We start from the raw sequence: 19,113 nt of genomic DNA on the forward strand, positions 1-19,113 counted from the left end.
GATCATAAATCATGTCTGACAAGTCTACTAATAACGATAACATTAAAAATGCCTTAGAGTCTCTTGAGAGTGCAGCGACAACGCCTTCAAATGATGCGGTAACAGGCGTAGAAGTAGTAAAAGGTGATACTGTCGTTTATGAAGACGGTGATTTTGAAGATTACAATGCTGACAAAGACTATGAGGTTGATGAAGAAACTAAGTCTGGCAAGGATGATGAGTCCAATAAAGACGATCAAGATGACAATTCTGCCAAAGAAGATAAGCACAGTACGACGATAGCGAACATCTATCAATGGGCTTCTAAGCTCAAAGATGACTTTATTTCTGACAAAAAAGAAGCGAAATCTGACGAAGAGGATAAGTCTGATTCTGAAAATGAAGACAAGCATGAGGACAAGCATAGTGCGACGATAGCTAATATCTATCAATGGGCTGCTAAGCTTAAAGAGGATTTTACGTCTGAAGCTTCTAATATGACGCTCGACGTTTCTGAAAAAGCGGTTGCTATTATGCTTAACAGACTTTTAGATGCCAAAACTGCCGAGTTAGAAGCTTTTGATAAGAAAGTGGCAGACTCTGAAGGATCGGTAGACAATGCAGAAGAAGAGCGTAGTAAGATTGCTGTGAAAAAAGACAAATACCAAGGTATGATTGACCAGCTACAAGGCTGATTGGTACTTTGAGTAATTGGTACTTTGATTGATTGGTCTTATTGATCCAGTGTTAAGTATTTAGCACTGGATTTTTTATTGTTTTTGGCTTGTCGTAAGCTCAAGAGTGTTCGTGTCGATCATCGACTGTAAACCCTCTAAATATTAACGGTACATTATAAACCTAGTTTGATATAAAAATAAATCAAATACGATTGACGTCTATCGGGTATATCCACGACTAACGGTGAAATGTAACGCCAAACCAATTACGTAAACACGCCTATCGATTTCTGCTAGTATTATGCCAATACGTTACTAACCACTTATAATATGTAAGGTTAAGAGGATTTAACATGCGATTCAAATCATTCGTTCAAAAACTACATGAACGCAATCCTAAACTTGGCAAAATCGCTTCGCTGACCACAGCAACAGGCGTTATTACTTTTAATAGTATGTTGGCAGGTCCCCCTGTATGGATTATGGGTGCAGCCAAAGCTGTTACTGGTGCAGCGATTGCTGATAAAGCGGTCATTGATGTGACCAACTATTGGATTAACAGCAATAACGCGATGATCGATAACATTCTGCCGGATAAAGACTGGCGTATCAGCCTACCTGACGATATCCATACCGAAGGCAAGTATTTATTGGTAAGTAATCACCAATCATGGGTTGATACCAGTATCGTGCAATATATTAGTGAAAAGCGTTTGCCATTGACGCGATTTTTTACCAAGTTTGAGCTGATATATATTCCAGTTATTGGTCAAGCTTTCTATTTTCTCGATTTTCCAATGATGCGTCGACACTCTAAAGAGGCGATTGCGAAAAATCCTGCCTTAAAAGGCAAAGATATCGAAGAAGCAAAACGTGCTTGTGCATTGCTGAAAGACAAGCCTTTTACACTGTTAAATTATCTAGAAGGCACACGTTTTACCACCGTAAAACGGGATAAGCAGCAGTCGCCTTATACGCATTTGCTTAAACCAAGAGCGGGCGGTTTGTCACTAGCGATTAGTGCGCTTGGCGAAGACATCGATGGTATTTTAGATATGACCATCGTCTATCCTGATGGTGTGCCGACATATGGCGACTTATGGAAAGGCAATATCAAGCGTCTGGGCGTCGATGTCAGACATATTAAGATGCCTGATGACTTATTTGCCAGTGTTCAAAATGGCGGCTATGAGACTGATGAGGCGATAAAAGCAGAAATGTTTGATTGGGTTGAGCAAGTTTGGCAGCAAAAAGACCAGCTCATTACTAAGATGCTTTCTGAATTTGAAAGTAAGCCCCCTGCCCTTGATGCTTAGCTTGCAAGCTTTTTAACTTAATCTGTTTTATTTGCACATATATTGACCGTTCTATTGGTTTTTTCACTAAAGGCAATAATAGTAACCTACGGCTGCTATTATTGGTTACCTCGTTAAACGACCATGCCTTATATGTCGATGACAAAAGGAAAATACAGTGTCATGTTTGAAACCGCCTCTAATCTTACAACAGAACAAAATACAGCATTAAAAATGCTTACGACGATAGGTTATTTAGAAGGCACCTCGTTTTTACTGTTGCTCTGCATCGCTATGCCACTAAAGTACATAATGGACATTCCAGAAGGGGTGAAATATATCGGTATGGCTCACGGTGGCTTATTCATCGCCTATATTGTTGTACTCATGGGCACAGCCGTCAAGATAAAAATGCCTATATGGGCGATCCCTGCCGGCGTGCTTGGCTCGTTCTTACCCTTTGGTCCGTTCATATTTGACCATTGGTTAAAAAAAAGCCTAAAGAAAAGCAAGAAAGTTATTTAAGACAAGAGTTTTTATGACGCTAATCATTGGTTTCACGATATAGCGTGTTTTGTGACTCTTCTCTAAAATCTTCGTATGTGATGGCAGGCTTGGATGTTGACGTACTAGCAGCTGCCTCATTATTATTCATTGCGTTCGTTTCAGGCTTGGGGTTTGATGATTTGGCAGGGTCAGAGTCACTGGGCACTTCAATGACAGCAGGTGGCGTATTAGCCTCTACCACAACATTTTTCTCAGTGGTGTTCATTTCAGTGTCAGTAGCTGTTTGTTTGGTGACCGGGCTTGTCTGAGTCACGTTTTCATTAATAGGCGTGCCAGCTTCATTTAACGCTGTAGACGTAGTGCCGGCAGACAAGAAACCAGTCGCAATTAACGTGAATACAGCACCAGAAATCATGAGTGAACCAAGCACCATACCGATAATGAGCGGCTTTTTACTACTCTTCTGCGTTTGTATTGATTTTACCGCTTTCTTTTTTTTCGATTTTTTGATGGGCAAAGTTGTTAAAGGTGCAGGGCTGATAGGTTCATCAATATAAGCGCTATCATTTACCTCAGTATCTTCATCTTTAACTGTAGAAGCTGCGTTATCAGTCGCCTCTGTTGTCATTAAAGGGTGTATAACCTTCTCATCTTCATCAGAGAAGTCTAAGCTTACCGATGTGCTCGCGTTATCAGATATCTGTAACCCTGCTGTATTTTCCACATTATCTTGCTCTTGGCTGCCAAATAACTCTAGTTCTGCTGCACTTAGTGGCTCATAGGATGACAGCTTGTCAGCGTTTTTAAGCGGTTGTAATATGTGCGGCTGAACAGGACTGTCCAGTAGACTTGCCCTAAGACCGGCATCAGTCTCATCATAAGCATCAGTATTGGTGACAGTTGGCTCGCTCTCATTTTCTGTATTCTCGATAGTACTTTCAATAGTCTCTGCGCTTTCAACACGAGTGATATAACGCTCATAAATATTATGTTTACGATTACGCAGTCGTGGCTTCGTATTAGCGATTTTTGCTAAGTTTGCCTCTAAATCGGCGCTTTGCTTGTCTTTTTTGTCGCTCATGAAGTGATACCAAACCAGTTTATGCCACGAAACCGTAGATGACTGCTAGAATGAAGGGTAAAAATTATTAGTTTGCTAAAGTGTAACGCTATCGTTAATAAACAATATAGAGTGTCAACTCGTATGCTTCAAGCATAATTTTCTAGTTTTGCTGTTATTGATATAAAATACAGTAGTATCCGCTTCATCAATCGACATGATATGACAGATAAATGAGCATAAAACATGGATTTAAAGCAGCTCAATGCGTTTATTGCCGTTGCCGAGCTTAGGAGCTTTAGTGCAGCCGCTACCAAAATCGGACTGTCACAGCCGAGTTTAAGCCGTTTGCTCAAGCAACTTGAGACAGATATGGGCGTGATGTTGGTTGATCGTTATCACAGACCGCTACACTTAACAGAAGCTGGCACGTTCTTTTACGATAAAATCAGTACCATACTGACAGAAGTCGATACGGTTGTTGGTATGACCCAGCGCTTATCTGCCCCTAGCAGCGCATTAAATATCGGTTTTGTGCCCTCTATATTGTATGGGTTGCTACCTGAGATTATCGCCAGACTGAAGCAGTCCAATCCTGAGATTGACGTCAACCTAAAGGACATCAGCTCCTATCAGCAAATGGATGCGCTCAAATCTGGTGACATCGATATTGGTTTTGGACGCTTTGCCCATCAAGACCCATGGATACAGCAAATACTGTTACGCCACGAGCGCTATGTCGTTGCCCTCCCCAAAGCCCATCCGCTTGCCAATGTGCGCGAGCAACGCTTGATCGATTTGGCCAATAACCGCCTGATTCTCTATCATCAAACCCACTTGCCTGTATCTACAATGCCAGAAACGGTATCAAGCACAGGGACTCCTAAAACCTTGGGTCAGAATAAGAAAAATAATACGAGCCATCATCAAGCCTCTACTGTTGAGCAGATAACAGAGCCTTTACTATATTTATTTGCACAGTACGGCATCTCTCCATTTATGACCACCACCGTCAGTGACTTGCAAGTGGCACTCGGGTTAGTAGCGGCGGGCGAAGGCATCACCTTAGTACCTGCCAGTTTAAAGACAGTGCGTACGGAGCAGATCAGCTATCAGCGTCTCATCCACGAAAACGTCACCTCACCTATTTATCTGCATACACTTAAGGATTTTGTGCATCCTCATATTCCTGACTTATTGCGTGCGACTTATCATGTCTATGAGCAGCGCGGCATTACTTACCGCCGGCTAAAATTTGAATCTCAGCGCTAAATTATCAGATATTGAGTCATAATTGTGGTATAAAGAAGCCCGAAAAAATAGCCATTGATAAATCTTGATATTTATATTTAATTATGCTAACTATCAGGAATGGCTATGCAAAAAATAAGTAATAATTATATGAATAATCATTCTACTAAACCGGATTGGTGTGCTAAAGTCGATACAAGACAAATCGTTTTAAGAAACAGTACTCATAAACAGTACTCATAAACAGTACTCATAAACAGTACTCATAAACAGTACTAATGAATAGTATTAAGCGATGCGCTCATGATCATTGGCAAACTGACACAGGTAAGTGATGATTTGCCGTTTTAACCATTTCGAGGTAAGCATGACCACACAACCACTCAATAACCCAAGCGCCACAGGCGATACTCTCCCTGCGCAGCAAGAAGGCTTTAGCTGGCGAATCTTTGGTCCCGGTATTTTGATGGCGACTGCTGCTATTGGCGGCTCGCATCTGATTTCATCGACACAGGCTGGCGCGTTATATGGCTGGCAGCTGGCGATTATGATTATATTAGCCAACGTCTTTAAGTATCCGTTCTTCCGCTTTGCCACCGATTATGTATACGACACTGGCGAGAGCTTAATCGCAGGCTATGCCAAACGCTCAAAAGCCTATCTCTGGATTTATTTTATCCTATCTATTTTATCAGCGGTGATTAGTACGGGGGCTGTGACATTGCTTGCGGCAGTGATATTGGGCTTTATGCTGCCCGCATCTGTAGGACTATCAAGTATTGCCTTAGCTGTCATTATCGTTGCTATATGTTGGTTTTTTCTGATTGCTGGTCATTACAAACTGCTTGACGGCGTGACTAAGTGGATTATGATTGCGCTCGTATCCGCAACCGTGTTAGCGGTAATGATTGCTGCTGGTAAACCGACTGTTATGGTGGCGGATTTTGTCCCTGCCTCTCCTTGGAACTTGGCGACTTTAGGATTTATTGTTGCACTCATGGGTTGGATGCCAGCACCACTTGAGTTCGCTGCCATCACCTCAATGTGGACATCAGCGAAAAGAAAAGCTGACAATACCACTCATCGTCAGGGGTTACTGGATTTTAATGTAGGTTTCTTAGTCTCTGCTATTTTAGCCTTGTTCTTTTTAGCGTTGGGCGTTTTCGTACAATACGGCTCAGGTCAAGAGATTCAAACCGCAGGTGTCGCTTATATTGATCAGCTTATCAATATGTATACAGCCACTATCGGTGAATGGTCAAGACTACTGGTCGCCTTTGTCGCCTTTATGTGTATGTTTGGCACGACGATTACTTGTGCAGACGGTTATGGTCGCGCTAATGCCGAATGCTGGCGCTTACTAAAAGGTGAAGACGAGATTAACAAAAAGCAAATCGCTTTTTGGACCACCTATGCTATCGGTGGCGGTCTTTTGATTATTAGCTTCTTTGCAGGACAATTAGGCGCTATGCTGAAGTTTGCGATGATATCTGCCTTTATATCCGCGCCTATCTTTGGTTGGTTAAACTACTCGCTCGTGAAAAACCATAAAAAGCTATCAGCTGGTATGAACGCCTATTCGATTGCAGGGCTTGTATTCTTAGGTGGCTTTACCTTGTTATTCCTAGCTAGCCTTGCAGGTATTATTGGTTAAAAATAAAGGTTAGCCATCTAGCTGATAATAGACTCGATAGAGTAAAAGCCCTTTTAGCCAGACTAAGAGGGCTTTTTTGTAGACAAAAATGAAATGCTTATAGATATAATTGTAACTAGATGTAAATATTTAATTAGGAGAAATACAGCGTTTGATACGTTATGAATACTAATAGATATAAACCTCTATTTATTGGATAGCATTATCCATTAATTAAATAGTATTAATATATTTAATTTGTTAATTTAACTTATATTAACAGTTGAATGAAAATCCCGCTTTGCAGTCCTGGATAATTGGTTATAATCAAGCACAACGATTGAATCGCGAATGACAACGACAAGATCCTCCCTCCACGTAAGGACCACGACATGACCCTATCAGCTGGCGCTCGCTTTCGCAGTGCACTGAAACAAAAAAATGATAATAATCAACCGCTACAGATTGCTGGCGCGATTAACGCTTATACAGCAATGATGGCAACTCAAGTTGGTCATCAAGCCTTGTATCTCTCTGGTGCTGGCGTGGCCAATGCCTCATTTGGCTTGCCAGACTTGGGTATGACTAGCCTTGATAACGTCTTAGAAGATGCGCGCCGTATTACCGATGCGGTTGATACGCCATTATTGGTTGATATTGACACCGGTTTTGGTGGTGCATTTAATATTGCTCAAACCATTCGTAAAATGGAAAAAGCCGGTGTGGCGGCGGTTCATATCGAAGACCAAGTGGCGCAAAAGCGTTGTGGTCATCGTCCAAATAAAGAAATTGTTAGTATCTCAGAAATGGTTGATCGCCTAAAAGCGGCACTTGATGCCAAGACGGACAAAGATTTTGTGGTGATGGCACGTACCGACGCCCTATCTGTCGAAGGTCTTGATGCAGCGGTTGAGCGCGCGGTTGCTTTTCAAGAAGCTGGTGCTGATATGATTTTTGCGGAAGCACTAACGGATATTGAGATGTACCGTAAGTTTACCGATGTGCTTGATATTCCAGTCCTAGCTAATATGACCGAATTTGGTCAAACCGATCTATATACCACCGAGCAGTTATATGCGGTAGGTGTTGATATGGTGCTTTATCCGTTGTCAGCCTTCCGTGCGATGAACAAAGCGGCATTAAACGTATATCAGCATCTATTGACTGATGGCACACAAGACAAAGTTGTTGACACGATGCAAACCCGTATGGAGCTGTATGACTTCTTAAACTATCATGAGTTTGAACAAACCCTAGACAAACTGTTTGCAGATAATAAGTAGTCTTAGTGGTTAAAAGCGTTGGTTTTTCTATCAATGAACATACCAGCGCATTATCTAATATTTGCAGTACCTTTATATTTTATCCAACACAAGCTACCAACAAAAGGAATTTATCATGGCAGCACAGAAAGAACTTTCAGGCGCAGGTTTACGTGGTCAAGTAGCAGGTAAGACGGCTCTATCTACCGTTGGTAAATCAGGATCAGGTCTGACTTATCGTGGTTATGATGTCTCAGAATTGGCAGACAAGTGCATCTTTGAAGAAGTCGCTTATATGTTGCTATACGGCAACTTGCCTACCCAAAGCGAGCTTGATGCTTATCAAACTAAATTGAAAGGTTTACGTGGCTTACCACAAGCATTAAAAGATGTGCTTGAGCGTATTCCTGCAGATGCCCATCCGATGGACGTATTACGTACCGGTTGCTCGATGCTTGGTAACCTTGAGATGGAAACTGACTTCTCACAAGAGAACGATAAAACCGACCGTATGCTGGCGGTTTTCCCATCAATCATCAATTACTGGTATCGCTTTACCCACGACAATGTGCGCATCGAAACTGAAACCGACGATGATACGATTGGCGGTCATTTCTTACATCTGCTTAAAGGTGAAAAACCAAACGAGCTACATACTAAGGTAATGAACGTATCACTGATTCTTTATGCTGAGCATGAGTTTAATGCTTCGACCTTTACCGCGCGCGTCTGTGCCTCTACCCTATCTGATATCCATTCTTGTATCACTGGCGCGATTGGCTCATTACGCGGTCATTTGCATGGCGGCGCCAACGAAGCTGCGATGGATATGATTGAAGGATTTACCTCTCCTGATCAAGCAGAGTCTGAGATGATGGCAATGCTGGCGCGTAAAGATAAGATTATGGGCTTTGGTCATGCTATCTATAGCGAATCAGATCCGCGTAATGTTGTGATTAAGGGTTGGGCTGAAAAACTGGCAGCAGATGTTGGTGATGAAGTGCTATATCCAGTATCAGTACGCTGTGAAGAAGTGATGTGGCGCGAGAAAAAACTCTTCTGTAATGCTGACTTTTTCCATGCGTCTGCCTATCACTTTATGGGTATTCCAACCAAACTGTTCACGCCAATCTTTGTTTGCTCGCGTCTAACAGGCTGGGCCGCACACGTGTTTGAGCAACGTGCTAACAACCGTATCATTCGCCCAAGTGCGGAATATACTGGCGAAGAGCTGCGCCCAGTACCAGAGATGAGCGCGCGTTAATCCATAAGTATTTACTATCTCGCATAAATACTTATGCGAGATAGCCGGCTTAACTGCTAAACATATACAACAATTTAGTAGTTAAACCTTTTCTTAATAACCTCACTGTCTTTTTAACCATGTTTTTTTAGCAAAGCCCTCTTCTAACGTCTCATTTCACTGATGATTTTGCTAAAAGAATGACTATTTTTTGAATTTAAACCACCCAACAGCTAAAGGTGACTTATGGACAACGCCCTTGTACAACCGATGAATGAACCCTTTAAAAAGCCATTACCTGACACAGATTTGTATTACTTTGATACCCGTGAAGCAATCGAAAATATCGAAGCTGGCGCGTATAACAAGCTACCGTTCTGCTCAAAAGTATTGTGTGAAAACTTGGTACGCCGCTGCCCACCAGAAGATTTAACCGCAGCGCTTAAGCAGCATATCGAGGGCAAGCAAGACCTAGATTTTCCTTGGTACCCTGCCCGCGTCGTTTGTCATGACATCTTAGGTCAGACCGCGTTTGTTGACTTGGCAGGTCTCCGTGATGCCATCGCTGAGCAAGGCGGTGACCCATCTAAAGTGAATCCGATTGTTCCAACACAATTAATTGTTGACCATTCATTGGCCGTTGAGCATGCAGGTTTTGAAGAAAACGCCTTTGAGAAAAACCGCGCTATCGAAGAGCGCCGTAACGATGACCGTTTCCACTTTATCAACTGGTGTCAGTATGCCTTTGATAACGTGAACGTCGTACCGCCTGGTAACGGCATCATGCATCAAATTAACCTAGAGAAAATGTCGCCGGTTGTGCAAGTAGTAAAGAATAAAGCCGGTGAACAAGTGGCGTTTGCCGATACCTTGGTCGGTACCGATAGTCATACGCCGATGGTTGATGCCTTAGGCGTTATCTCAATCGGTGTTGGCGGGCTTGAAGCGGAAAGCGTCATGCTTGGTAACCCGTCTTATATGCGTCTCCCTGATTATGTAGGTGTTAAGCTAACTGGTAAATTACAAAGAGGCATTACTGGTACCGATTTGGTATTGGCTATGACCGAGTTCTTGCGTGATGCAGGCGTGGTATCTACATATATTGAATTCTTCGGTGAAGGGGCACGCCAATTAAGCGTCGGTGACCGTGCTTCTATCTCAAACATGACCCCAGAATATGGCGCAACCGCAGCGATGTTCTATATCGATGAGCAAACCATTGACTACCTACGCTTAACAGGTCGTAGTGAAGCACAAATTAAACTGGTTGAGCAATATGCCAAGCAGACCGGTCTATGGGCTGACGGCATGGAAAATGCGGAATATGCACGTGTGCTTGAGTTTGATCTATCATCAGTAGTCCGTAATATGGCAGGCCCTTCACGTCCGCATGCTCGTGTGTCAACCACAGATTTGGTTGCGAAAGGAATTGCTCATGGCGAGGGTGATAAATTACCTGAACCAAAAGATGGCTTAATGCCAGATGGTGCCGTGATTATCGCCGCAATTACCAGCTGTACCAATACTTCTAACCCGCGCAATATGGTTGCTGCTGGCCTCGTTGCGCGTAATGCTAATAAGAAAGGCTTATTACGTAAGCCTTGGGTAAAATCGTCTTTAGCACCAGGTTCAAAAACGGTCAAAATGTACCTAGAAGAAGCGGGTCTGATGCCTGAGCTACAAGAAATCGGCTTTGACGTGGTTGGCTTTGCTTGTACCACTTGTAATGGTATGAGTGGCGCGCTTGATCCTGATATCGAAAAAGAAATCATCGATAACGATCTGTTCACCACTGCGGTATTATCGGGTAACCGTAACTTTGATGGTCGTATCCACCCGTATGCCAAGCAAGCGTTCTTAGCGTCACCGCCACTGGTTATCGCTTATGCTATCGCCGGTAATATCCGTTTTGATATTGAAAAAGACTCATTGGGTAAAGACCAACATGGCAATGACGTTTATCTAAAAGACATATGGTTTGATGATGACGAAGTCGATGCCATCGTTGCCAAAGCCGTGAAGCCTGAGCAGTTCAATGCCGTGTATATCCCGATGTTTGATGAAGCCAAAAAAGATACGGGTAAAGCGCTCAGTCCACTATATAACTGGCGTGATCAGACCACTTATATTCGTCGTCCACCCTATTGGGAAGGCAAAATGGCAGCGATGAATAAGCTAAAAGGTATGCGTCCGCTAGCGGTATTAGGTGACAATATTACCACTGACCATTTATCACCGTCTAATGCGATTTTGGGCGACTCAGCAGCTGGCGAGTACCTTGATACTATGGGTCTGCCAAGCGAGGACTATAACTCTTATGCAACCCATCGCGGTGACCATTTAACGGCTCAGCGTGCGACATTTGCTAACCCTAAGCTGTTGAATGAAATGGTACGTGATGAGCAAGGTGAAGTAATACAAGGTTCGCTTGCTAGGGTTGAGCCACAAGGACAAGTCATGCGCATGTGGGAAGCAATCGAAACCTATATGAACCGTGAACAGCCGCTGATCATTATCGCAGGTGACGGCTATGGTCAAGGCTCAAGCCGTGATTGGGCTGCCAAAGGTGTGCGTTTAGCAGGTGTTGAAGTCGTCGTTGCTGAAGATTTTGAGCGTATCCATCGTCAAAACTTGGTTGGTATGGGCGCACTACCTTTGCAGTTTGAAAAAGGTACGACTCGGAACACCCTAAATATAGATGGTACGGAAGTCTTTGATGTCACAGGCGAAGTTTCTGCTGGCGGCATGATGACGCTGGTGATTAACCGTGCTGATGGTAGCACGACTGAAACCCCTATCATTTGCCGTTTAGATACCGCTGATGAGGTTAAAATGTATAACGCAGGCGGGATGCTACAGCGCTTTGCCAAAGAGTTTATCGATGGCACGTTAGATATCGCGTAAGTGTCATGAGTGTGAAATAATCAAAGAGCCGATGTTGTATAACCTTATATGACATCGGCTTTTATTTGCTTTTGCATTCTACACACTGAGCCTTCTTACTTATACCTAAGTATTAGATAGTAGCTAAATATTGAGTTTACTTAATTAATGGCGTAATATGTACTATATATTGTACAAGTTATGGAGTATGTTGTGAGAGTCATTAGTTTTTCAGAAGCCAGAAAGCACTTAAAGTCCGTTCTAGATACGGTAAACGATGATGCCAACGCCACTATCGTGACCCGTCGTGACGCTGATGATGCGGTTGTAATGTCGCTTGATTATTACAATAGTCTGATGGAAACCGTCTATCTATTAAAATCTCCTGCCAATGCGGCGCACTTAGCGGAATCTATTACCCAATATAAAGCTGGCAAGACTGTTACGCGTGAGCTCATTGATACGGCAGAAGGCAGTGATAAAAGTAATGGTAGCAGCGATAACAATGAGCATACGGATAGCGACGTTGAGAATGCTTGAGCTCAAAGGCTTTAATAAACGTAAAAGGTCTGATAATGAGTGAGCAACTAGCATGGACAGATGCTGCGTGGAAGGACTATTTGTACTGGCAGACACAAGACAAAAAAACACTCAAACGTGTCAATAAGCTCATCACCGAATGTAAGCGTAATCCGTTTGAAGGCATTGGTAAGCCTGAGCCCCTAAAAGAGAATCTATCCGGATTTTGGTCAAGACGCATCGATGATGCCAATCGGTTGGTATATGCCGTCGATGATAATTACCTCACGATTATTTCTTGTCGCTATCATTATTAACAAGCGCTCTTAGTCGTTCGGGTTTACTTGCTGATGGCACCATACCCAATCTTATAACAATGTAAAAAGGACTTAATACAGTGACCCAAACCAATTCTAAATCAAAACCAAAATTCGCCCCACAAATCTCAGTTCCGGCTACCTACATGCGCGGTGGCACGTCAAAAGGCACGTTTTTTAAACTGTCTGATTTACCTGAGCGTTGCCAAGTTGCTGGTGAATCACGTGATAAGTTTTTGCTACGTGTCATCGGTAGCCCAGATCCTTATGGCAAGCAAATCGATGGCTTAGGTAATGGCAGCTCCAGCACGTCAAAAACGGTCATTTTATCGGCCTCTGACAAATCAGATCACGACGTGAACTATCTGTTTGGACAAGTCAATATCGCCAAGCCAATGATTGATTGGGCGGGAAACTGTGGCAACTTAACCGCTTCAGTTGGCGCTTGTGCGATTAATATGGGTCTGATCGATGCTGATAAGATCGCCAATAGTGCGAATACTGGCATCTGTGAAGTGCATATTTGGCAAGAGAATATCAGTAAAACCATTATCGCTCACGTGCCTGTGTATCAAGATGAGCAAGGCAAGGTACAAGTGCAAGAAACCGGTGACTTTGAATTAGACGGTGTGACCTTCCCAGCCGCTGAAGTCAAAATTGAGTTCATCGATCCAGTTGATTCATCTAGTGACATGTTCCCGACAAACAATCTAATCGATGACTTCGATGTATCTGGTTGTGGCTTAACTACCGACAGCGTCAAAGCCACTTTTATCAGCGCAGGCATCCCAACTATCTTTCTGAAAGCAGTAGATTTAGGCTTTACGGGTACTGAGTTGCAAGGCAATATCAACAGCGACGGTGAGCTACTTGCCAAGCTTGAGACTATCCGCGCCAAAGGCGGTGTGGCAATGGGTTTATTCAAAGAAGTCAGTGAGGCTCAAGCTAGTCAGCATATTCCAAAAATCGCTTGGGTAGCTCCTGCGCAAAGTTATAGCGCATCAAGTGGCAAAGCCGTTAATGCAGCAGATATTGATCTCGTTGTGCGCGCCATGAGTATGGGTCAATTGCATCATGCCATGATGGGCACAGCAGCAGTAGCGATTGCTGCAGCTGCGACTACTCAGGGAACGCTAGTTAACGAAGCAGCAGGTGCAGGCGAGCTTAGTGAAGTGCGTTTTGGTCATCCATCAGGTACGTTACTCGTAGGTGGAAAAACCGAACAAGTCGATGGACGCTGGCAAGCCAAAAAAGTCTCGATGAGCCGCTCTGCTCGTCGTATCATGGTTGGTGAAGTGTTTGTACCCGCGGATATTTTTTAATTAAGGAAGCTATAATGGCATACGACCTTACAGAAAGGTTAGTAATTGGATTGTCTTCGAGTGCTTTGTTTGACTTAGATGATTCAGACAAGGTATTTAGGGTGCAAGGCGAGCAAGCATATAGGGATCATCAACGTGAAAACCAAGATATTCCTCTTGTTACAGGCGTTGCCTATCCATTCATTAGAAGACTATTAAAGTTAAATGAAATTTCAGATGAACCTCTAGTTGAAGTAATACTGTTATCTCGTAACGATCCTGACACAGGATTGAGAGTTATGAACTCTATCGAGCACTATGAGCTGTCAATTACACGAGCTGTTTTCTTGCAAGGTCAATCAGCTCATAAATATATCCCAGCATTTGATATTGAGTTATTTTTATCTGCCAATGAAGGAGATGTCAAGCAAGCAGTAGATGCAGGGTTTCCAGCAGGTCAAATCTTGCATGGTAATATTTCTGATGATATTGAGGACATGCAATTAAGGATTGCTTTCGACTTTGACGGTGTGCTTATAGACGATGAAGCAGAAACCGTTTATAAGAAGTCTAATGAATTAGGTGATTTTCACTCTCACGAGTGCTCTAAAGTAGATATAGCTCATAATCCAGGCCCTTTAAAAAATTTTCTCGATCGCATTTCTTATATTCAAAAACTTGAGACTACTTACAAACTTAAAAACCCTAATTATGAACCAGTTTTGAGAGTTTCTATCGTCACAGCAAGAAACGCGCCTTCACATAAGCGTGCAATTAATACTATGAGAGAATGGGATATTCTTGCTAATGAGGCATTTTTTATGGGAGGAGTTGAAAAATCTAAGGTGCTTGAGATATTAAAACCACATATTTTCTTTGATGATCAAAAACTGCATTTGAAATCTGCTAGTATTTTACCTTCAGTCCATATTCCTTTTGGAGTCGCTAATAAAGTAGTACATAATGAAAACTAATTATTAATATTTATAAAAATACATGCCAACATCTCCCCAACCCCGCCGCGTACAGTTAGACAAGAAACCTCCAGTCGAAAAAAAAGAGCGGCGGGCGTTGCTGTGGGATATTCTAAAAAAGCTTGCCGTATTTGCCGCACCTTACAAAACACTGATTATCGCCACGCTAATCTTAACGGTGCTTGGCTCCTTTACCGCGCAAGTTAATGCCTTTGTGTTGCGCTATGCCGTTGATACCTTGACCGAAATCGCTACCCTTGCCGAGCCATGGGAAGCTGGCGTGCGCATGCTGACCATTATCAGTGCGGTGCTCTTGACCAAAGAGATATTGTCGATATTTATCTCTTTTGGACAGCGCTTCTTTGGTGAAAAAATTCGTATCAACTTGTCTCGTGACTTGTCCCAAAAAATCATTGAGCGCATCTTGACCTATCGTATGGCATTTTATACCAGTAGTGAAAACGACAGCGGAAAATTGCAAACTCGTATTGATTATGGCGTTAGTAGTCTTACAAGCTTGGTGCAAAACTTCTTTATCGATATGCTACCGCTGTTTGCCAGTGCGATCGTCTCACTCATTATCATGTTTTCGACCAATTTTTGGATAGGCTTGGTTGGTCTGATTATCATCCCGATTTACTTTTTTATCAGCCAAAAACAAGCGAGGCGGTTGCAAGGTTTTCGTCGTCAAATGCGCGGCTTTAGAGAAGCCAAAAGCGGGATGGTTATCTCGCTGATTAATTCTATCAGCGTGGTAAAATCGTTTGTCCGCGAGTCTATCGAGGCGGAGAAGCATTTACAGATTCAAAAAGACATGACCGATAATCAGCTGCGTATTCGTAGCATTGGTTTTATTTATGATGCAGTAAAGACCTTTATTGAGCAAATCGGCGTGGTGGTGATTATTTTACTGACCGCCTACTTTGTATTAAAAGGCCAAATGACCATCGGCATGATTTTATTCCATGTCATGCTGTTTCAAAACGTCGCCGCTCCTATCCGTCAATTACATCGTATTTATGACCAAATCAACAATGCCTTGACCTATGCCGAAGGATTTTTTGAGATTTTAGAAGATGAAAGCCAAGTTGAAAACATCACTGGCAGGAGCAGTAAAGATTTAAAAGGTCTCATTGAACTTAAAAACGTTTATTTTACTTATCCCAATGGCACACAAGCGCTAAAAGATGTCAGCTTTACCATCAAACCCAATCGAATTACTGCGCTGGTGGGCTTAAGCGGTGCTGGCAAGAGTACGATTATTAGCCTATTGGTAAAATTTTACGCGCCAGATAGCGGCACAATATATTTAGATGGGCATAATTTAGCCGACTGTGATACTCATGAGTTGCGTCAAAATATCGGGTTGGTACTACAAAGCAATCATATATTTTCGGGTACGATTGGCGAAAATATCCGTTATGGTGATATGAGTGCTAGTGACGATGATATTGTGATTGCAGCAAAAAAAGCCTCTATTCATGAGCAAATCATGTCGTTATCCAAAGGCTATGAGAGTACCGCAAAATCTCTATCAGGTGGACAGCAGCAACGTATTGCGCTGGCAAGGATGTTCTTAAAGGATCCGCCTATTGTGTTTTTGGATGAGCCTACTGCTAGCTTAGACGCGATAGCCAGTCAGCAAGTAAAGAAAAGCCTGGACCTGATAAAAAAAGACCGAACCGTGATTATGGTCTCACACAATATTGCCCAAATCATTGATGCCGATGACTTGGTAGTGATAGAAGATGGGCGCGTGGTCGAGACCGGCACCCATGAAGATCTCTACCATAAAGGCGGCAAGTATTTTGAAATATTCAGTGCCATGTCAGATAGCCTGAACTTAGATAAAATCAGTCAAACCTTGAATAGTTAATGCGGTACGAAATCGTTATAATGCTCACTCTTTGCTGCATCCTATTTTTGATTATCCTTTAAATCGTTAGAAGCTGTGTGATTATGACTTGTGAAATTTCGATAAAAACCTTTGATGAATTAACCTCCGTTGATCTGTATCATATTTTAAAAGCGCGCTCGCAAGTGTTTGTGGTTGAGCAAAATTGCCCTTATCAAGACATGGATGAGGTCGATTTTGATTGCTTACATCTGGTCGCGCACCAAAACGAGCAGCTGATTGGCTATTGCCGTATCATCCCGCCTGTTTTTAATACCAAAAAATCTGCCGTAACCCCATCAGGTCCTATCCCATCGATTGGTAGAGTGTTGGTTTTAGCAGCACATCGCGGTGATGGTGTCGCCCGTCAAATGATGCTAGAGGCTATCAAATATTGTCGTAAAAAATACGGTAAAAAACCTATCATCATCTCAGCCCAGACTTATCTACTAAACTTTTACCAATCTCTTGGGTTTATCCCTGAAGGCGAGCATTATCTTGAAGACGGTATTGAGCATGTCATTATGGTGCTACCTATTATTAAAAAGGTAAAAGTAAAAAGAGAAAGCTCAGGTACGACAAGCAGTATTCTTAGCTTTTTGCTATTGATATTAGCAGTGTTGTTTATTATTGGTTTGCTGTATTTGATGGTCTAAAGATTTTTCCACTCAAGGCAGGTCTTACACTACTTCACTGTGGTTCGATTGTGAGTATGCTATTTTTGATAGCAGGTTTATTGATTCGCAATAGGATTGATAAGTCACTTATATATCTGACTCAAGGAAGAGGTAACGATTATGTCTACTGTGGAAAGCAATGTACGACCGGAGTATGATAGCGAGATTGAAAAAATCGCCGATTATGTACTCAATTACTCTATAGATAACGACTCACCCAATAGCGCTGATGCTTGGAATACCGCTCGCTACTGCCTGATGGATACGCTTGGCTGCGGACTACTGGCATTACGTTTCCCTGAATGTACCAAGCATTTAGGTCCTGATTGCGCCGATCAAATTACTCCTAATGGCGCGCGTGTCCCCGGCACCTCCTATCGCTTAGACCCTATTAAAGCTGCCTTTGACATTGGTTGTATCGTGCGCTGGCTTGATTATAATGATACATGGCTCGCTGCCGAATGGGGTCACCCCTCTGACAATTTAGGGGCGATTTTGGCAGTAGCAGATTATATCAGCCAGCAAAACGTCAGTCAGGGGCATGCACCTCTTATTATGAAAGAAGTGCTAGAAGCCATGATTATGGCGCACGAGATTCAAGGGGTGTTAGCATTAGACAATTCCTTTAATCGTGTGGGTCTTGATCATGTATTTTTAGTGAAGTTAGCATCGACCGCTGTTGTTGCCAAACTTTATAAACTGCCACATGAGCGTATCATGGCTGCCATCTCTCAAGCTATCGTCGATGGTCAAGCGCTACGTACCTATCGTCATGCACCTAATGCTGGTAGTCGCAAATCATGGGCGGCGGGGGATGCGACCAGTCGCGCCGTACGTTTGGTCGATATCACGCGCCGCGGCGAGATGGGCATTCCCTCTGCATTGACAGCGCCGCAATGGGGCTTTTATGATGTGCTCTTTAGTCATACTAATAAGGATTTGGCGCTTAAGCCTGAAAACGAGCGGTGCTTTACCTTCCAGCGCGAGTTTGGCAGCTATGTGATGGAGAATGTCTTATTTAAGATAAGCTTCCCTGCCGAGTTCCATGCGCAAACTGCTTGTGAGGCGGCCGTTATCTTGCATCCACGTATCGATGACCGCATGGAAGAGATTGAAAAAATCATCTTAACGACTCATGAGTCTGCTATTCGGATCATCTCAAAGGAAGGGACGCTGGCCAATCCTGCTGATCGCGATCATTGTTTGCAATATATGGTTGCAGTGGCTTTACTCACCGGTGATTTGATGGCTGAAAACTATGAAGATGATTATCATGCCGAGCATCATATTTTGATTGATGGTCTGCGTCATAAGATGGTCGTTGAAGAAGATGCTGGTTATTCAAAAGACTATCATGATCCAAGCAAGCGCTCGATTGCCAATGCCATTCAGGTGTTTTTTAAAGATGGCAGTAGTACCGATAAGGTAGCGATTGAATACCCTATCGGTCATAAACGCCGCCGTACTGAAGGTTTGCCGATATTGGAGGCAAAGTTCCGTGCCAGTCTTGCGACACGGTTTATCGACAGTCGCTGTACAGAGATTTTTGCATTGTGTAGCGACCAACAGCGTTTAGAGCAGACACCAGTAAACGAATTTATGGATTTATTTGTCGCCTATTGATCGCCTTAACTCGTCAAT

Annotated in this window: 15 protein-coding genes and 1 pseudogene; 15 read left to right on the forward strand and 1 reads right to left on the reverse strand. The window is 42.9% G+C overall.

The genetic code is table 11. The features are described from left to right. The first annotated feature begins 11 nt into the window (after positions 1–11). The 3 genes from H0262_RS08300 to H0262_RS08310 all read left to right on the forward strand — a co-directional run bounded on the left by H0262_RS08300 (position 12) and on the right by H0262_RS08310 (position 2,476). Complete coding sequence (locus tag H0262_RS08300; protein ID WP_181210421.1) at positions 12–674, forward strand: hypothetical protein; 663 nt, start codon at positions 12–14, stop codon at positions 672–674. A gap of 335 nt (positions 675–1,009) precedes the next feature. Then, complete coding sequence (locus H0262_RS08305) at positions 1,010–1,972, forward strand: acyltransferase (protein WP_181210422.1); 963 nt, start codon at positions 1,010–1,012, stop codon at positions 1,970–1,972. A 162-nt stretch (positions 1,973–2,134) separates the two neighbouring features. Next, the gene (locus tag H0262_RS08310; protein WP_181210423.1) at positions 2,135–2,476 is read left to right on the forward strand and encodes a DUF3817 domain-containing protein; all 342 of its coding nucleotides are present in this window, start codon (positions 2,135–2,137) and stop codon (positions 2,474–2,476) included. A gap of 19 nt (positions 2,477–2,495) precedes the next feature. Here H0262_RS08310 and H0262_RS08315 read toward each other — a convergent pair whose 3' ends face one another. Beyond that, positions 2,496–3,539: a hypothetical protein gene (locus H0262_RS08315; protein ID WP_181210424.1), complete on the reverse strand. Its 1,044-nt coding sequence runs from the start codon at positions 3,537–3,539 to the stop codon at positions 2,496–2,498. A 225-nt stretch (positions 3,540–3,764) separates the two neighbouring features. Between H0262_RS08315 and H0262_RS08320 the strand changes: the two genes are divergently transcribed. From H0262_RS08320 to H0262_RS08375, 12 genes and pseudogenes are all read left to right on the forward strand, one after another. Beyond that, positions 3,765–4,790, forward strand: coding sequence for a LysR family transcriptional regulator (locus tag H0262_RS08320; RefSeq protein WP_181210425.1), 1,026 nt, complete (start codon positions 3,765–3,767; stop codon positions 4,788–4,790). Between the two features lie 346 nt (positions 4,791–5,136). After that, entirely contained in the window at positions 5,137–6,423 is a 1,287-nt protein-coding gene (locus H0262_RS08325) for an NRAMP family divalent metal transporter (RefSeq protein WP_181210426.1), read from the forward strand. Between the two features lie 371 nt (positions 6,424–6,794). Continuing rightward, the gene (prpB, locus tag H0262_RS08330; protein WP_181210427.1) at positions 6,795–7,685 is read left to right on the forward strand and encodes a methylisocitrate lyase; all 891 of its coding nucleotides are present in this window, start codon (positions 6,795–6,797) and stop codon (positions 7,683–7,685) included. Between the two features lie 115 nt (positions 7,686–7,800). Beyond that, on the forward strand, positions 7,801–8,928 hold the full coding sequence (prpC, locus tag H0262_RS08335; protein WP_011513643.1) for a 2-methylcitrate synthase: 1,128 nt from the start codon (positions 7,801–7,803) through the stop codon (positions 8,926–8,928). A 249-nt stretch (positions 8,929–9,177) separates the two neighbouring features. Further along, entirely contained in the window at positions 9,178–11,811 is a 2,634-nt protein-coding gene (acnD, locus tag H0262_RS08340) for a Fe/S-dependent 2-methylisocitrate dehydratase AcnD (RefSeq protein ID WP_220432408.1), read from the forward strand. Positions 11,812–12,003: 192 nt separating this feature from the next. Further along, a pseudogene (locus tag H0262_RS08345) lies at positions 12,004–12,252 on the forward strand (type II toxin-antitoxin system Phd/YefM family antitoxin); the annotation flags it as partial. Between the two features lie 113 nt (positions 12,253–12,365). After that, entirely contained in the window at positions 12,366–12,626 is a 261-nt protein-coding gene (locus H0262_RS08350; protein ID WP_149491611.1) for a Txe/YoeB family addiction module toxin, read from the forward strand. 80 nt (positions 12,627–12,706) lie between these two features. Then, positions 12,707–13,948: a 2-methylaconitate cis-trans isomerase PrpF gene (gene prpF, locus H0262_RS08355; RefSeq protein ID WP_181210430.1), complete on the forward strand. Its 1,242-nt coding sequence runs from the start codon at positions 12,707–12,709 to the stop codon at positions 13,946–13,948. A 14-nt stretch (positions 13,949–13,962) separates the two neighbouring features. Then, complete coding sequence (locus H0262_RS08360; RefSeq protein WP_181210431.1) at positions 13,963–14,901, forward strand: 5'-nucleotidase; 939 nt, start codon at positions 13,963–13,965, stop codon at positions 14,899–14,901. A gap of 22 nt (positions 14,902–14,923) precedes the next feature. After that, positions 14,924–16,777: an ABC transporter ATP-binding protein gene (locus H0262_RS08365; protein ID WP_181210432.1), complete on the forward strand. Its 1,854-nt coding sequence runs from the start codon at positions 14,924–14,926 to the stop codon at positions 16,775–16,777. 83 nt (positions 16,778–16,860) lie between these two features. Then, the gene (locus H0262_RS08370; protein WP_011513636.1) at positions 16,861–17,451 is read left to right on the forward strand and encodes a GNAT family N-acetyltransferase; all 591 of its coding nucleotides are present in this window, start codon (positions 16,861–16,863) and stop codon (positions 17,449–17,451) included. 141 nt (positions 17,452–17,592) lie between these two features. Beyond that, positions 17,593–19,095, forward strand: a complete 1,503-nt coding sequence (locus tag H0262_RS08375; protein ID WP_181210433.1) for a bifunctional 2-methylcitrate dehydratase/aconitate hydratase — start codon at positions 17,593–17,595, stop codon at positions 19,093–19,095. Positions 19,096–19,113 lie beyond the last annotated feature (18 nt).

It is taken from the genome of Psychrobacter sp. D2 (assembly GCF_013608135.1).
Taxonomy (GTDB): domain Bacteria; phylum Pseudomonadota; class Gammaproteobacteria; order Pseudomonadales; family Moraxellaceae; genus Psychrobacter; species Psychrobacter cryohalolentis.

Coding starts and splice junctions, on each gene's coding strand:
- H0262_RS08325 (WP_181210426.1), top strand. CDS start 5,137: ATGACCACACAACCACTCAATAACCCAAGCGCCACAGGCGATACTCTC.
- prpC (WP_011513643.1), top strand. CDS start 7,801: ATGGCAGCACAGAAAGAACTTTCAGGCGCAGGTTTACGTGGTCAAGTA.
- H0262_RS08315 (WP_181210424.1), bottom strand. CDS start 3,539: ATGAGCGACAAAAAAGACAAGCAAAGCGCCGATTTAGAGGCAAACTTA.
- acnD (WP_220432408.1), top strand. CDS start 9,178: ATGAATGAACCCTTTAAAAAGCCATTACCTGACACAGATTTGTATTAC.
- H0262_RS08370 (WP_011513636.1), top strand. CDS start 16,861: ATGACTTGTGAAATTTCGATAAAAACCTTTGATGAATTAACCTCCGTT.
- H0262_RS08310 (WP_181210423.1), top strand. CDS start 2,135: ATGTTTGAAACCGCCTCTAATCTTACAACAGAACAAAATACAGCATTA.
- H0262_RS08375 (WP_181210433.1), top strand. CDS start 17,593: ATGTCTACTGTGGAAAGCAATGTACGACCGGAGTATGATAGCGAGATT.
- H0262_RS08300 (WP_181210421.1), top strand. CDS start 12: ATGTCTGACAAGTCTACTAATAACGATAACATTAAAAATGCCTTAGAG.
- H0262_RS08320 (WP_181210425.1), top strand. CDS start 3,765: ATGGATTTAAAGCAGCTCAATGCGTTTATTGCCGTTGCCGAGCTTAGG.
- H0262_RS08365 (WP_181210432.1), top strand. CDS start 14,924: ATGCCAACATCTCCCCAACCCCGCCGCGTACAGTTAGACAAGAAACCT.
- prpB (WP_181210427.1), top strand. CDS start 6,795: ATGACCCTATCAGCTGGCGCTCGCTTTCGCAGTGCACTGAAACAAAAA.
- H0262_RS08305 (WP_181210422.1), top strand. CDS start 1,010: ATGCGATTCAAATCATTCGTTCAAAAACTACATGAACGCAATCCTAAA.
- H0262_RS08350 (WP_149491611.1), top strand. CDS start 12,366: ATGAGTGAGCAACTAGCATGGACAGATGCTGCGTGGAAGGACTATTTG.
- H0262_RS08360 (WP_181210431.1), top strand. CDS start 13,963: ATGGCATACGACCTTACAGAAAGGTTAGTAATTGGATTGTCTTCGAGT.